General features: G+C 38.1%; 15 protein-coding genes. 11 read left to right on the top strand and 4 right to left on the bottom strand.

Going from position 1 to position 14,814, the window contains the following annotated elements; all coding sequences use genetic code 11:
- The gene (locus CXF74_RS09310; protein ID WP_101082137.1) at positions 1-1,209 is read left to right on the top strand and encodes a tetratricopeptide repeat protein; all 1,209 of its coding nucleotides are present in this window, start codon (positions 1-3) and stop codon (positions 1,207-1,209) included.
- A gap of 21 nt (positions 1,210-1,230) precedes the next feature.
- Here the strand turns inward: CXF74_RS09310 and CXF74_RS09305 are convergent, their stop codons facing one another.
- Positions 1,231-1,446 (bottom strand): hypothetical protein, encoded by a 216-nt coding sequence (locus tag CXF74_RS09305; RefSeq protein WP_101082136.1) that lies wholly within the window; start codon positions 1,444-1,446, stop codon positions 1,231-1,233.
- Between the two features lie 104 nt (positions 1,447-1,550).
- Here CXF74_RS09305 and CXF74_RS09300 point away from each other — a divergent pair, with 104 nt between their 5' ends.
- The 7 genes from CXF74_RS09300 to CXF74_RS09270 all read left to right on the top strand — a co-directional run bounded on the left by CXF74_RS09300 (position 1,551) and on the right by CXF74_RS09270 (position 9,073).
- The gene (locus CXF74_RS09300) at positions 1,551-2,120 is read left to right on the top strand and encodes a DUF4136 domain-containing protein (protein ID WP_101082135.1); all 570 of its coding nucleotides are present in this window, start codon (positions 1,551-1,553) and stop codon (positions 2,118-2,120) included.
- 217 nt (positions 2,121-2,337) lie between these two features.
- Entirely contained in the window at positions 2,338-3,195 is an 858-nt protein-coding gene (locus tag CXF74_RS09295) for an ABC transporter ATP-binding protein (protein WP_101082134.1), read from the top strand.
- 11 nt (positions 3,196-3,206) lie between these two features.
- The gene (locus CXF74_RS09290; protein ID WP_101082133.1) at positions 3,207-4,142 is read left to right on the top strand and encodes an ABC transporter ATP-binding protein; all 936 of its coding nucleotides are present in this window, start codon (positions 3,207-3,209) and stop codon (positions 4,140-4,142) included.
- A gap of 90 nt (positions 4,143-4,232) precedes the next feature.
- A complete protein-coding gene (locus CXF74_RS09285; RefSeq protein WP_101082132.1) occupies positions 4,233-4,787 on the top strand; it encodes a hypothetical protein in 555 nt (184 codons plus the stop codon).
- A gap of 136 nt (positions 4,788-4,923) precedes the next feature.
- Positions 4,924-5,661, top strand: coding sequence for a bifunctional protein-disulfide isomerase/oxidoreductase DsbC (gene dsbC, locus CXF74_RS09280; protein WP_101082131.1), 738 nt, complete (start codon positions 4,924-4,926; stop codon positions 5,659-5,661).
- Positions 5,662-5,915: 254 nt separating this feature from the next.
- Positions 5,916-7,631, top strand: a complete 1,716-nt coding sequence (gene recJ / locus CXF74_RS09275; RefSeq protein ID WP_101082130.1) for a single-stranded-DNA-specific exonuclease RecJ — start codon at positions 5,916-5,918, stop codon at positions 7,629-7,631.
- An 11-nt stretch (positions 7,632-7,642) separates the two neighbouring features.
- Positions 7,643-9,073 (top strand): transporter substrate-binding domain-containing diguanylate cyclase, encoded by a 1,431-nt coding sequence (locus tag CXF74_RS09270; protein WP_101082129.1) that lies wholly within the window; start codon positions 7,643-7,645, stop codon positions 9,071-9,073.
- Between the two features lie 73 nt (positions 9,074-9,146).
- On the opposite strand, the gene trmL is transcribed toward CXF74_RS09270, so the two are convergent.
- The 3 genes from trmL to CXF74_RS09255 all read right to left on the bottom strand — a co-directional run bounded on the left by trmL (position 9,147) and on the right by CXF74_RS09255 (position 11,831).
- Positions 9,147-9,611, bottom strand: a complete 465-nt coding sequence (gene trmL / locus CXF74_RS09265; RefSeq protein WP_101082128.1) for a tRNA (uridine(34)/cytosine(34)/5-carboxymethylaminomethyluridine(34)-2'-O)-methyltransferase TrmL — start codon at positions 9,609-9,611, stop codon at positions 9,147-9,149.
- 107 nt (positions 9,612-9,718) lie between these two features.
- The gene (locus CXF74_RS09260; protein WP_101082127.1) at positions 9,719-11,068 is read right to left on the bottom strand and encodes an ATP-binding protein; all 1,350 of its coding nucleotides are present in this window, start codon (positions 11,066-11,068) and stop codon (positions 9,719-9,721) included.
- 55 nt (positions 11,069-11,123) lie between these two features.
- On the bottom strand, positions 11,124-11,831 hold the full coding sequence (locus CXF74_RS09255) for a response regulator (protein WP_101082126.1): 708 nt from the start codon (positions 11,829-11,831) through the stop codon (positions 11,124-11,126).
- 643 nt (positions 11,832-12,474) lie between these two features.
- On the opposite strand from CXF74_RS09255, the gene CXF74_RS09250 reads away from it, so the two are divergent.
- The 3 genes from CXF74_RS09250 to CXF74_RS09240 form a co-directional block, all read left to right on the top strand.
- Positions 12,475-13,425: a cation diffusion facilitator family transporter gene (locus CXF74_RS09250; RefSeq protein WP_101082125.1), complete on the top strand. Its 951-nt coding sequence runs from the start codon at positions 12,475-12,477 to the stop codon at positions 13,423-13,425.
- Positions 13,425-14,204 carry a serine O-acetyltransferase gene (gene cysE, locus CXF74_RS09245; RefSeq protein ID WP_101082124.1) on the top strand — a complete coding sequence of 260 codons (780 nt, stop codon included), beginning with the start codon at positions 13,425-13,427 and terminating at the stop codon, positions 14,202-14,204. Before CXF74_RS09250 ends, cysE begins: the two co-directional genes overlap by 1 nt.
- A gap of 401 nt (positions 14,205-14,605) precedes the next feature.
- Positions 14,606-14,814: hypothetical protein (locus CXF74_RS09240; RefSeq protein ID WP_198552820.1), on the top strand; the 209-nt coding region annotated here is incomplete at its 3' end.

The following is a 14,814-nucleotide window of genomic DNA, read 5'->3' as shown; positions in this document are numbered from 1 at the left end:
ATGACGTTATCTTTTAAATCTACTTGCTTATTATTAGCGACTTTATTGTTCTCATTACCAAGTTATGGCGCTAATAAGTTCACGCTAAGCGCAAAAGTAGGGCAACAAGTGAGTGCTGTTTTTGAGCTGTATGAGCTAGGGAAATCGACACAAGCCTTAGAAAGATTAAATGATATTCGTCCACGTAGTGCTTTTGATAAAGCCTATATTAATCGCTTTAAAGGTAATCTTTATTGGGAAGCGGGAGATGAGAAAAAAGCATTAGACGCGCTGCAATTAGCGGTGAATGAAAACGCATTAGCAGAAAAAGAACAGCGACAAAGCCAACGTATGCTGGCGGATCTTTATTTAAATCAAAAGCAGGCTGAGAAGGCGATTAAATTATATAAAACCTTGATTAAAGAGCAGGCGAGTGAAGATCTGTATAAACATTTAGCGATTGCTTACTATCAGCAGAAGTCTTGGAATAAGCTAGTTGATGCCACAAAGAATGCGATTAAGTTAAGTGTGGAGTTTAATCAAAGTGTGCATATTTTACAGCTCAGCGCGCTTTATGAATTAAAAGACTACAAAAGAGCGAGTATTACTTTGCTCAAGCTAACAAAAATGGATGCCAGCAATAAACGCTGGTGGATGCAGCTCGCTTCAAACTATCGTCTATTAAATCAAGATAAAAAAGCATTAGCGACCTACGAGTTAGCCTATCAACATGGTTTCTTAACCAGTAGTGCGGAAATAAAACAATTGGCGTATTTCCGCTCTGTGCTCGGAGCGCCTTATCAAGCGGCATTATTGCTTCAGTCGGCGATTAACAATGAACAGGTTGCGATTTCTGCTAAAAACTATAAAACCCTGGCGATATTTTGGCAGGCAGCCCGAGAACACGATAAAGCACAGCAATATTGGGGAAAAAGTGCTGATTTAAGTGGTGATGCTTTGCATTATTTAACGCAGGCACAATTGCTTCAGTTACTTGGCCGTTACGAAAATATGTTAACCGTATTAGCGTCAATAAAGTCTGATAATACTCAGTTACAAGGTAAGGTAGCGCTTACAAAGATACAGGCGCTGTTTGCCTTGAAGAAGTATCAACAAGCGCAAAATGTGGCTCAAGATTTAGTTGAAAACCCAACAAGTAAAAAACGTGCATTACAGTGGGTTAAACTATTAGAAAATCGTCGTCATCAGGCACAACAATTTGCATTGTAGTATTTGAATACAGAACATTTATTATTTCAGCCAATTTTTACAGTGCTTTCTTTGTGCTTGGCGTTTTAAGGATTTATTCGCTGTCATAACAAGATAATGAGTATTAAGCATGATTAACTGATAACAGTCTAAAATTAGTAAACCCGAATGTGTTAGCAGTGCGTGTAATAAAAGAAGGTTACTCGCACTGATGTTTTTTTCTAAAACGATTGGTTTTATCTGTTGAGTGTTATCCATTATTCTCTCCTATTTTATTGAGTCGCCACTTATTATCATTTAACAATTCCTTTAAATGATAATAGGAATCATTTAAAGTGCAAGTACTTTTTATAAGGATAATTATGAAACTCGTTAAATTAATCTCGATTGTGAGCCTTACCGCTTTTACGAGCGCTTGCGCAACACACCAAGCAAAAGTAAATTTTGATAAAAATAGTAAAATAGATACCAGCGAATACAAAACCTTTGTATGGCTAAATGAAGCAAAAGTATTAGCACCACCGATAGATATTAATCCGGTGATGAAAGTGCGTGTTGATGATGCTATTGAAGCGGCCTTTATTAACAAAGGTTATGTTTTAATTGAAGATCCTAAAAAAGCTGATTTTGCTATTTCTTATACTGTGGGTAATCGCGATAAAGTCCAAGTACATAGCTACCCTGTGGCTTATAGCAGTCGTTTTAGTTGGGGCAGAGGTTACCACCGTGGGCATTATAACGATGTGTTAATGGTCAACGATACTCAAATCGTACAGTACACTGAAGGCAAGCTGGCGATTGATGTTTATGATATTCAATCACACCAACCCGCTTGGCACGGGTGGGCGACAAAACGCCTGACATCAAAGGATCAAGAGTCACCTTCAGCGTCCATAAAAGCGATTGTTACACAGGTGGTTGCGCAGTTTTAAGCATTAAGTTCTGCATTATTTAATTCTCTACAGCAGTCATTATTCAATGATCAATGACTGCTTATAAAACCTTCTCGATTCATATCTACCCCTTTATTTATTCCGATTGGCATTACACCTCACGATCTCATTGATAACCTTTAAATAAACCTTGAACTCTTATTTGTTAATGATTATCATTTGTATTGTTATTTTATTTTATATTAAAGGGAATTCAATGAAAAATGACCAAGAGAATCAACCTATCTTGCAAGTGAAAGATCTGGTGGTTGAATACATTACCGATGAAGGTGCCTTTCGCGCCGTTGATGAGGTGAGTTTTGATATTGCACCGGGCGAAGTCTTTGGTTTAGCGGGGGAATCTGGCTGTGGAAAAAGCACGATTGCCTTTGCAATAACACGTTTACAGAAACCGCCTGCCATCATCCCTAGTGGGGAAATTCTTTATAAAGGGGTTAATTTAATTAATCTTTCTGATAGTGAATTACAAGCCTATCGCTGGACTAAAGTGGCGATGGTTTTTCAAAGTGCAATGAATTCATTAAACCCGGTTATTACTGTAGAAGAGCAGTTTTGTGATGTGATTTTAACGCACACTAACATGACACGTAGTGAAGCCATTGAGCGTGCTAAACAGCTCATGGACGTGGTTAAAATTCCACGTGAACGTATCAAAGATTACCCGCATCAGTTCTCAGGCGGTATGCGCCAGCGTTTGGTGATCGCAATTTGCTTAGTGCTGAATGCGCAATTAATTGTGATGGATGAACCAACAACAGCCTTGGATGTTGTTGTGCAACGCGAAATATTACAGCAAATCTACCAACTTAAAGATGAGTTTGGTTTCTCTATCCTGTTTATTACGCATGATTTAAGCCTGATGGCACAGTTCTGCGACCGCATTGGCATTATGTATAAAGGCAAGCTTGTTGAGGTAAATGACGCCCAGGAGATACGTAATTATCCTCGTCATCCTTATACCAAGAAACTGTGGTCTGCATTTCCCTCTATTCATGAAGGGCGTAAACACTACAAACCTAATCTTGATTTTGTCCCACAAATTGTTAACGCTTAACAGAGGTTTTTATGTCTGATTCAAATACTCCGATTCTTGAAATGAACGCTATCGTTAAAGATTTCCAAAGTACAGGTTTTGCTAAAAGTGATATTTTTCGTGCTTTAAATGGCATTAATTTCAAAATATATAAAGGCCGAGCATTAGCGCTTGTTGGCGAGTCTGGTTGTGGTAAAAGTACCTGCGCGCGTTTAATTACCAAAATAGAAACACCAACCGAAGGTAATATCCTTTTTCATGGGCAAGATATTAAAGAGATAACTAGCCGGAAAGATCTTTTAAATTATCGAAAAAATGTACAGATGATCTTTCAAGACCCATTCAGCTCACTGAACCCAACCCATACCATTTATCACCATTTAAGCCGTGCATTATTGATTCATGATCGCTGTGCTAATAACGGCAAAAAATTACGCGCGCGTATTGATGAGTTATTAACCCTGGTTGAATTACCCACATTAACCGCTGATAAATTCCCACATGAACTCAGTGGCGGTCAACGTCAACGTGTCAATATGGCAAAAACATTAGCTGTTGGTGCTGAGTTAGTACTCGCTGACGAGCCAACCTCGATGTTAGATGTATCGATTCGATTAGGTGTGTTAGATACCATGAAACGCATGAAATCCGAACACGATATGGCCTTTTTATACATTACCCATGATTTAGCGACCGCGCATTATATCGCTGAAGAAACTGCGGTGATGTACAAAGGACAAATTGTCGAATGGGGTGATACCCATGAAGTGATTAATAATCCTCAGCATCCTTACACTAAGTTGTTGATTTCAGCAGTGCCAGATCCTGAAATTAAATTCAGAGAAGTGATTGAGCAAGATCTTGATTTTTCATCACATGCTGAAAAAGTACGTGCGTTAAGTGGCCATAAAGTAAACCAAGCAAAACAGGTTAATCATAACCATTTTGTGCGTTTATTAGCGGGTTAAAAATCGCCTGGTTTATGCCAATACAGAGACTTACTGACACATCATTAAGTAAGTCTCTGATGAATATTTTTGAATAACAATGGGTACATTATGCAATCTTTTTCAATTGGGCAGTTTTCGCTTGAGCATTGGAAATCGTTAACGGATGAAGCACAAACGAATTTACGTCTTGGTGAGTTTACCGAGGCTGTCATGGGTTACGGTCAAGCATTAATGGAAGCGCAAAAGTTGATTGATGATCTCAGCTTAAGCGCTTTTTATGAGCACAGCGCGCGTTTATATAAAACCGCCTGTTATAACCTTGCACAAGCTTGCCTGTATCAAGGTGAGCCCGATGCAGCTTTCCATTATCATCAATTGGCACATGTTCAAATACAGCAATTTGCAGATAAGCAGGCACTCACTGAAAGAACACGTTTTTGTGCTTTACAGGTATTAGATAGCACCATAGTGACCTTGTTGGAGCATTATCAGAACTCACCATTAAGCAATCAGAAAAAGTACGCCGATGCGCTTATTTCTGAGCATGTTTTTTATATGCAAAAACATGAGAATAAAAATCTACCTGAAGATTTACAGGAAGCACCCTGTGGTCAGTGTGCAGATTGCCAGATGAATGCGAGCCATAACTCCACTTTGCATTAATAAAGCGCATAAATACTCTTGATGATTGGCACTCAAAGAGGTGAGCGCCTTGATTCATAAGCAGTATTAAATTTTGTGTCTGTGACAATTTAAGGCATAATCGAAATATTCTACTTTGCGCAAATAGGTTTATATTATGCAACTCACTTTTCTTAAAAAACAATTTATTGGTGCACTTGCACTGGTGGCTTTTAGCTCTTTTTCTATTGCAGCGACTGCGGATAAAGCAACCGTTGAAAACATCACTAAAAAACTAAATACCTTAGAAATATCAGTTAATTCAATTAATCCTGCAGTCGTTGATGGGTTGTATGAAGTATTAACCAATCGTGGTGTTTATTATGTGAGTAAAAATGCACAGTTTTTAGTGCATGGTAATGTTTATGATTTAGATAATAAGATGGAAAATGTCACTGAAAAAAGCTTAACGGTATTACGCCAAAATAAGCTAAAAGCATTTGAAAAAGACATGATTGTTTATAAAGCAGAAAATGAGAAACATGTCATCACAGTGTTCACGGATACAAGTTGTGGTTACTGCCAAAAACTTCATGCAGAAATGGCTGATTACAATAACCTCGGTATTACCGTGCGTTACCTAGCGTTCCCTCGTGGTGGTTTAAACTCGAATACTTATAATACGATGGTGTCTATTTGGTGTGCTGAGGATCCAAAATTAGCAATGGACCAAGCTAAGTCACGTAAACAGATTGATTCTACAAGCTGTAAAAATACAGTTAAAGCACAATATGAATTGGGTCAGTTCTTTGGTGTGACCGGTACGCCTGCTTTAGTCTTAGAAGATGGTTCATTACAGCCTGGTTACTTACCAGCAGACCGTTTAATCAAGTTATTAGAACAAAAGAAAGGATAGAAAAGGGTCGTTGCTAAGCCCTTGAGACTTAAATCATTGTTATTTAAGTCTCTTAATCCATTGAAAGGCTTTTCAATGGAGCTTATTTTTCCCTAAATTAAGCTTAACTGGTTTAATTTAGGCGTTTTTATTTCCCCTCTCTGTGTTTTTATACAAAGTATCTCAAATTATAATGAGTATTGAGTTGTTCCGAGAAATTAGAACGCTTTTCCTATAAACTGTGTGCACATTCCTAATAAATTAGTGCAGTTTTTATGTCTTCCATTCAAGTTAAAAATAGAACACATGTTGACGCAAGTTTTCTAACGCTTTCCTGCTCGCCTCTTTTAAAGCAGCTTTACGCAAATCGTGGTATCAATTGCGAAAGTGAACTAGATAACAGCACTAAAACATTGCTTCATGCGAAACAATTAAAAGGCATTGATGATGCCTGTGAACTGCTTTATAACGCCTTGTTATCTTCAACTAAAATAGTGGTCGTCGGTGATTTTGATGCCGATGGCGCAACCAGTACCGCATTAAGTATGCTTGCTTTTCGTGCCCTTGGTTTTACCAATATTGATTACCTTGTACCTAATCGTTTTGATTACGGTTATGGTTTAACGCCTGAAACGGTTGATTTAGCCATTGCGAAAGGCGCAAAATTAATTATGACCGTTGATAACGGCATCTCAAGTATTGCCGGTGTGGCGCATGCAAAATCGTTAGGTGTACAAGTACTGGTCACGGACCATCATCTTCCTGCCGAAGAGTTACCTGATGCCGATGCGATTGTGAATCCTAATCAAGTAGGTTGTACTTTTCCGAGTAAAAATTTAGCCGGCGTTGGTGTTGCGTTTTATCTGATGCTCGCACTGCGTAGTTACCTTTCTGAAAAAAATTACTTCATTCAACAAGCACCTAACCTTGCAGGGTTGTTAGATATTGTTGCATTAGGCACGGTTGCTGATGTGGTGCAACTAGATGCGAATAACAGAACCTTAGTGCAACAAGGCTTAGCGCGTATTCGTGCGGGCATTTGTCGCCCAGGTATTAGCGCGCTAATTAGCGTTGCTAAGCGTAACCAAGCGCAATTAGTGGCGAGTGATTTAGGCTTCTCATTAGGCCCTCGATTAAATGCTGCAGGGCGTTTGGATGAAATGAGTTACGGTGTTGAGTTATTACTTTGTGATGACCCTATGCAAGCGAATATCATGGCTAATGAACTTGATGGGCTTAATCAGTCTCGCCGTGAAATAGAACAGGGCATGCAGGCAGAGGCACTTAAAACCTTAGAGAGCCTGAAGTTTGACGAAGATAATATGCCTCACGCGATTTGTTTGTTTGATGCGCAGTGGCACCAAGGTGTTATTGGTTTAGTCGCTTCACGTATTAAAGAGGCTTATTATCGCCCAACGTTTGTATTTGCCCAGGGTAATCAAGGTGAGATAAAAGCCTCTGCGCGTTCTATTCCTGGCATCCATATTCGCGATATTTTAGACCTCGTTGATAAAAAGATTCCCGGTGTGATCTTGAAGTTTGGTGGCCATGCAATGGCAGCGGGTTTGTCTATTAAAGAGATAGATTTCAAGCTTTTCCGTGATACCTTGATTATCGTGCTTGCAGAACAAGTCGATGAGGCTATCCTAACTAATGTATTACTTTCCGATGGTCAGTTAAATGCGGATCAGCTTTGTCTTGAACAAGCCCATGAACTACGCGAAGCGGGTCCATGGGGGCAAGCATTCCCAGCACCCTTATTTGACGGTGAATTTTACATATTGCAACAGCGCTTAGTCGGTGAAAAACACCTTAAAATGGTATTAGAAGTCGAAGGGAAATCTATTGATGCTATTGCGTTTAATGTTGATCTAAAAACATGGCCTAACCCCAACATCAAACAAGTCCTTTGTGCTTACCGTTTAGATGTAAATGAGTTTCGTGGTAATCGAACCGTTCAGTTATTAATTGAGTTATTACAAGTAAAATAAAAGGGATTTTAATGCGTTATTTTTTAATCGCTATAGTGAGTGCATTGTCATTCACTGTGCCGATGTTGTTTGCTAACCAAAGTGATATTTTGTTAGAAACTAATATTGCTAACACCGAGAACTCTGCATTGGTATTTACCGAGCAAGAGAAAGCATGGATGCAGGAAAATAAATCGATTAGTGTGATTGGCGATACCGCGTGGTTCCCCTTTGAAGGTTTTGATATCAATGGCAACTATACCGGTATTGTTGCGGAAGTATTAACCCTCATTAGCGAGAAATCAGGGCTGATTTTTAATGTCAGTGAGACGGTTTCTTGGAGTGATACTCTGAAGTATTCGATGGATCAGCAGGTTGATGTTATCTCTGGCAGCGCCTCTAACCCATTACTTGAAAAAAATTACCGCTCAACCTATTCCACTATTAAAAACCCGATTGTGATCGTGGGCCCTAGCTCGATGGAATATATTCCTGACCTCACTGCGATTAAAGATTTACGTATTGCTTTGGTTAATCGCTCTGGTTATAGCAATACCATTGCGACGTCATACCCACATTTATCCTTTATTGGTGTTGATCATATTTCCGATGCTTTATTAGGGATTGCTGATGAAGAGTATGATGTAGCAATTACCAGTATGGCATTAGCAAGTTATCAAATTTCTGAATTAGGGTTATACGAACTACGTATTGTTGGCGTGACTGACTTAGATATGGAATTGACCCTGTTTGTTAATCGTAATAAACCGATATTGTGGGATATTATCAATAAGGTAAAATTACATGAAACACCATTAGAGCGTCATGAGATCCTGTCTAAATGGATAAAACAGAAATATATTGATCGTTACCCACCGGAAAGAATGCGTGCATTAGTGTTGCTTATTGTGCTGCTTATAGGTTTTGCTTTTTATCGTAACCGTCTATTAAAAAAACAAGGAAAGGAATTATTACAGCTTTCACAGACTGACAAACTTACTAATATTCATAACCGTCTTTACCTTGATAAAGTCTTATTACAGTCCGCATCGCAAAGTAAACGCTATAAAACGACCTTTAGCTTGATCGTCATTGATATTGATTTGTTTAAGCAGGTGAATGATAAGTTTGGCCATCTTATTGGTGACAAGTTATTAAAACAATTCTCTTTTTTACTCAGTGACAACATTCGTAGCAGTGATGTAGTGGGTCGCTGGGGAGGAGAAGAATTTCTTATTATTTGTCCTAAAACAAATCTACAGGAAGCGCTTATTTTAGCTGAAAAATTAAGAGATATAATTTACCAAGCGATCTTTATTAATGTGGGTAGAAAAACAGCAAGTTTTGGTGTGGCTGAATTTCGATCAGATGATAGCGCTGATGACTGTTTAGGGCGTGCAGATAAAGCTCTTTATAGCGCAAAAAATACCGGTCGTAATCAAGTGAAAGCAGAAAGCGAATAAACGGGTAAGGTTTGAATAGAGGAAGGTTTGATTGCCGGAAACGCGATGTTTCCTGCAATCGTTAACTCATTATTTATACTGCGCCATTATAATCAAGCTGACGCCATGCTTCATAAACAAAAACAGACACTGCGTTAGAAAGGTTCATCGAACGACTTTCCGCTTGCATAGGAATACGTAGTTTTTGTTCTAATGGTAACGCTTCTAAAATCTCACTAGGTAAACCACGTGTTTCTGGGCCAAATAATAAAACATCATTACTGTCAAAACTGGCATTACTGTGAAAAGTGGTTGTTTTAGTGGTACAGGCAAGAATACGTTTGCCTTTTACAGCCTCTAAAAATGCTTCGTAGTTTTTGTGATGTTGAATATTCGCTATTTCGTGATAATCCAAACCCGCACGGCGTACTCTCTTCTCATTAAAATCAAAGCCTAATGGTTCAATCAAATGTAAAGCACAGCCAGTATTGGCACATAGGCGGATAATGGCGCCAGTGTTTTGCGGGATCTCAGGTTCAAACAATGCAATTTCAATCATGTTGTCTCAGTTTCTAATAATATAAATCGGATTAAAATCGCGTCACCTGTTTTTAACGGTTCTCAGGAAAACAGTGCAATTTCAATCATGTTGTCTCAGCTTATCAATTAATTAAATCTGGGGAATTGTAAATGCATCGATACATGATTGCCAAGGTTATCTGCCCAAATTTTACCCCCATGTTTTAACATGGCGTTTTCAGCAATACTTAAGCCTAATCCGGCCCCGCCAGTTTCCCGTTCACGAGATTCATTTAAACGATAAAAAGGGCGGAATATATTCAAAAGTTCACTATCAGGAATAAGCGGTCCATCATTATTAATGCTTAATGTGATGGTGTGTTTATCGATTTTGATATCAACTTGAATTTTATGCTGAGCATATTTAATCGCATTACGAATAATGTTCTCAATCGCACGGTACGCCAGCTCTGGGTAAATATTAATAGAGGTGTCACTCAGAGTCGGGTATGTAAATAACTTCTGGTGTTCGTTTGCTTCAAACTCTGCATCTAAAAAAAGATCTTCTAAAAAATCATCAAGCGCGAGTTCTTCTTTTTTCGCCTGATGTAATTGAATTCTAGAAACGCTTAACATCTCCGCAATCATTTCTTCAATACGCTCTGCTTCTAATTCGATGCGCTGTAATTCTTTTGTTTCGCCACTGTGCCTTTTAGTAATGGCTAGTGCCAGGCTTAAACGCGTTAATGGTGAGCGTAATTCATGGGAGATATCACTTAATAGACGTTGCTGATTATTAAGCATATTTTTTAATGAAATGACCATTAATTGAATGGATTTAGCTAATAAGGTGAATTCATCACTATTTTTTATACTTGGGAAAGGTGCATCAAGATCACCCTGCGCAACTTTGGTTGAAATATCACGTAGCTGACGCAGTGGGTAAGTTAAATGCCAGGCAAAATAAGCACAAATCGGCGCGCTAATAATAATCACGGTCAATAAGAGTAATAAGGGGTTATCGAGTAACCACTCGACTAATTCCAATGATTTTTTCTGATTAGGGACTGAGACATAAATGAGTATGCCTTGTTTCTCGTGTGTTATCGCGATAGGACCAAAATAGGTTTTATAGGTGTTTATTTTTTTCAGAGGGGCATCTGGTGCTTGGCTATCTAAAATGAATTGACGCATTTTACGTGGCGCGCGTGCATTGATCAGTCGCCCTGATAAGTCGGTTAAATAAATTTCTTTATCGGTACCATTAGACAGTAAATATAATAAAGATTGGTGACTAAGTGTGGGATTTTTTTTAATTAATTCGCTAAGTGAGGTATGTTGCTGAGTAAGGTCTTCATGATCGCTATCTGAGAGGGGTTGTAATTGGCGTCCATCAAGTAATGGTAGAAAAATAAGTGCGGTAATGATCAGTGCGATGAGTAACCAAAATACACTAAATATCTTAGTAAACAGTGAATTAAGCGAATTCCATTTCATATTTACGACCCTTATAAAAAAGCACTACTGTTGTAGTGCTTTTATTTATCGCATATTAACTGGCTGCAGACAAGTTTAAATCACCTTCTAGCCACATATAGCCACGACCTCTGAAGTTTTTAACACGTGTTTGGCCATCTGCTCTTGTTGGCAGTTTGCGACGTATATTACTTAGGTGCATGTCAATGCTGCGGTCAAAGGGTTGTAACTTCTTACCTAAAACTTCTTCACTTAGTTCTGCTTTGGAAAATAATTCACCCGGGTGAGCAAGAAACTTTTCTAATAACAATAATTCTGTACCCGTCAATTCAATAGTGAAATCTTGGCAGATAGCTTGGTGTTGAGTGGGAAATAATTCGATATCTAAATGGGTTATTTTACTTGGTGTATCAGAGTTTTTATATTGTGTACGGCGAAGAATAGCGCGGATTCGAGCCAATAATTCACGTTCACTAAATGGTTTTGCAAGGTAATCATCAGCACCCATCTCAAGGCCTAATACTTTGTCTATCTCATCGCCTTTAGCGGTAAGTATTAACACTGGGGTATCACTCTTTTGACGTAGAAGTTTTAACATCTCGAAGCCATTCATACGTGGCATCATGACATCTAATAAAATAAGGTCGTATTCAGTTGCTAATGCTTTTTGTAAGCCACTTTCACCGTCTGGTGCGGTATCGATATTGAAGTTTTCAAGAGATAAAAATTCAGCAAGCAAGGAAACAAGTTCTTTGTCATCATCAATTAATAAAAGATTTTTCATAGTGTGGCCTTTTTGTTATGCCTCGACATAAGTATAAGTCACTTATGTCAGGTTATAATAAAATTAAGTTCATCTCTACTTCAAATCCATTCGTAGTTAAAGAGTTGTGATGTTTCTTTGATGCGACTATTAAGCACCTTTTCTATTGATAATGTAACCTCATTTACACTTCTTTACACTTCTTTACGCATCATAAATTACATTTTACTTTATTTTCCTTAATTTTGAATATAATACAGTGACTTTTAAGTGAATGCATCATTAAATGCGGATGTTATCATGGGTAGTGTTTTTATGTCTTATGTTTCAGTGTCTTATGGTTTTATTTTTTTCAATAAAGACGTAAGTCGTTATTTAAAGTAGGTGTTTTTTATTTTTAGACACACTAAATAGGTAAGGTGTGAAAGTTTTTCAATAAACCGACTTCATTTGAGAGTGATGTAATACTGACAATGTCGTTTATAACAAGGTTGTTTTTACGATGCAAAATACAGGTTAAATTGATGCTGAAAATCCGAGTGATTGATTTTTGAAATGTAAAAGACTGCAAATAGCCTCTTAGTTAAGGTGCTGTGTTTTGCATCTGTAATAAGAAGGAGGGTATAATAACATCCTCATAACATAAGACTTTTAAGGTGTTATTTTGCAAAAAAACATATCTAAAGAAGAGTACGCACGGTTAGTTAATATTGCGGGGCGTGTCGCTATTGCGGTTGCTTCTCTGTTGATAGTCGTAAAGTTACTTGCCTGGTTTATGACCGGATCATCCAGTGTATTAGCCGCCTTAACCGACTCGTTAATGGATGTGACAACGTCAATTATTAACCTTTTTGCAATCAAAATTGCACTACAACCAGCAGATGATGAACATCGCTTCGGGCACGGTAAGGCAGAAAGCCTTGCGGGTCTTGCACAAGCCGCCTTTATTTCTGGGTCTTCTGTATTGCTGCTGTTAAATGGTATATCTTCACTTTTAAATGGTAATCAAATCCACGCTTCTAACATTGGTATTGCGGTGATGGTGTTTTCTGTTTTAGCGACTATCGCACTGGTTAGTTTCCAAAGTTATATTGTCAAAAAGACCGATAGTGTGGCTATTAAAGCGGACTCGATGCATTATCGTACAGATATCTTTATGAATGGTGCGGTATTACTTGCGCTTATTCTTGCGAGTATTGGTTTGCATTGGGCGGATGGTTTGTTTGCGATTGCAGTGAGTTTTTATATATTGCACGGCGCGTGGGAAATTGGATCACAGTCGATTGATGCGTTGATGGATAAACAATTACCTAAGTCCGATGAAGAGCTGATTTTAAAAACGGCATATAAAATTGAAGGAATACTTGGTGTTCACGACCTGCGTACGCGTCAGTCAGGTAATACTAAGTTCATTCAATTACATTTAGAGTTAGATGACGATCAAAGTCTCTTTGAGGCACACGAAAAGGCGGATAAGTTAGAGGTTGAATTAGAAGCGCATTTTCCAAATGCCGATATTTTAATTCACTTAGATCCACTTTCTGTTGTTCCTAAAGAGAAAAAAGGATTTAATGCTGAAAGCAAGGCAGATACTAGCGTAAAGGATAACGATTAATGGAAGTTGAACAACAACAATTATGGAATAAAATACGTGAAGAGGCGTGGGCAAGCTCAGCTAATGAGCCTATCTTAGCCAGCTTTTTTCATTCAACAATTCTCAATCACAGTAATTTTAAATCAGCGCTGAGTTACCAACTGGCAAATCGTTTAGATAGCCATACTATGCCGGCTATTTTAGTCCGTGAAGTGATTGAAGAAGCATTTCTTAAATCACCTAAAATATTGAATGCGGCCATGGCAGATATTATTGCCGTACAACAACGTGACCCTGCAGTTGAAGACTTTTCAATTCCCCTTTTATATTTAAAAGGCTTTCATGCTATTCAGATTTATAGAGTGGCGCACTGGTTGTGGAATGAAAATAGAGTGCCTCTTGCACTTTATTTACAAAACCGCAGTTCAGAGTTGTTTGGTGTAGATGTACATCCCGCTGCGCGAATTGGCAAAGGTATTATGTTTGACCATGCAACAGGTGTTGTTATTGGTGAAACGGCCGTTATTGAAGATAACGTCTCATTATTGCAAGGTGTAACACTCGGAGGCACGGGTAAAGATAGTGGCGATCGTCATCCTAAAATCCGTCAAGGCGTGATGATTGGTGCGGGTGCTAAGGTATTAGGTAACATTGAAATTGGTACTGGTGCTAAAGTCGGTGCGGGTAGTGTGGTATTGGAAACGGTACCTGCGCATACAACGGTTGCTGGCGTACCTGCCAAAATAGTTGGAAGGCCCTCTTGTGAGATGCCTTCAATGTCGATGGAACAAAATATTTAGTATCACGTTTCCTACTACCCATTTTTCTATCCTTAAGAGAAATGGGTGCCGCTATTACCTTATTTACTAATATTTCCTATTTCCGTCCCCATACCCATACCAATATAACTAATTAATGACTCAATTTTATTTTTCTACGTAAATTCAGATAATTAACTTAGTAGAGTGATATAACATGGATCATGTGATATTTGTAGTAGTCCACTCCGAATGGTAACAATCTAAAGAATAATTTACACATTGGCTTCTATTTTTACTTCAAATCCATTTTTTAATAAATATTCGAAATCGAATTAAATGATAATTAGTAAAGGTACGTTAAATCTGGTACTTTTTTATAATAGATTGTCATATAACTATCTTAACATTGTCATTTATTTCAAATGGATTGAATTTATAAAATGAAAAGTATTATAACTAAGAAACGATGCCTCGTATTACCTTTAGCTTTATCTCTTGTTGCTTGTGGTGGTGGCGGAAGTAGCAGCAGTAGCAGTAATTCAAATGAAGCTGTTGAGGTTGCTTCTCCTTCTCTACTTACAGCTGATGCAAAGTCTTATTATGTAGGTAATCAAGATGCAACTTTCTTTACTGACTTAAATAGCGCAAA

The organism is Psychromonas sp. Urea-02u-13 (assembly GCF_002835995.1).
GTDB lineage: Bacteria > Pseudomonadota > Gammaproteobacteria > Enterobacterales > Psychromonadaceae > Psychromonas.
The sequence above is the reverse complement of the archived record's forward strand: the minus strand, read 5'-3'. Positions and strand labels throughout refer to the sequence as shown.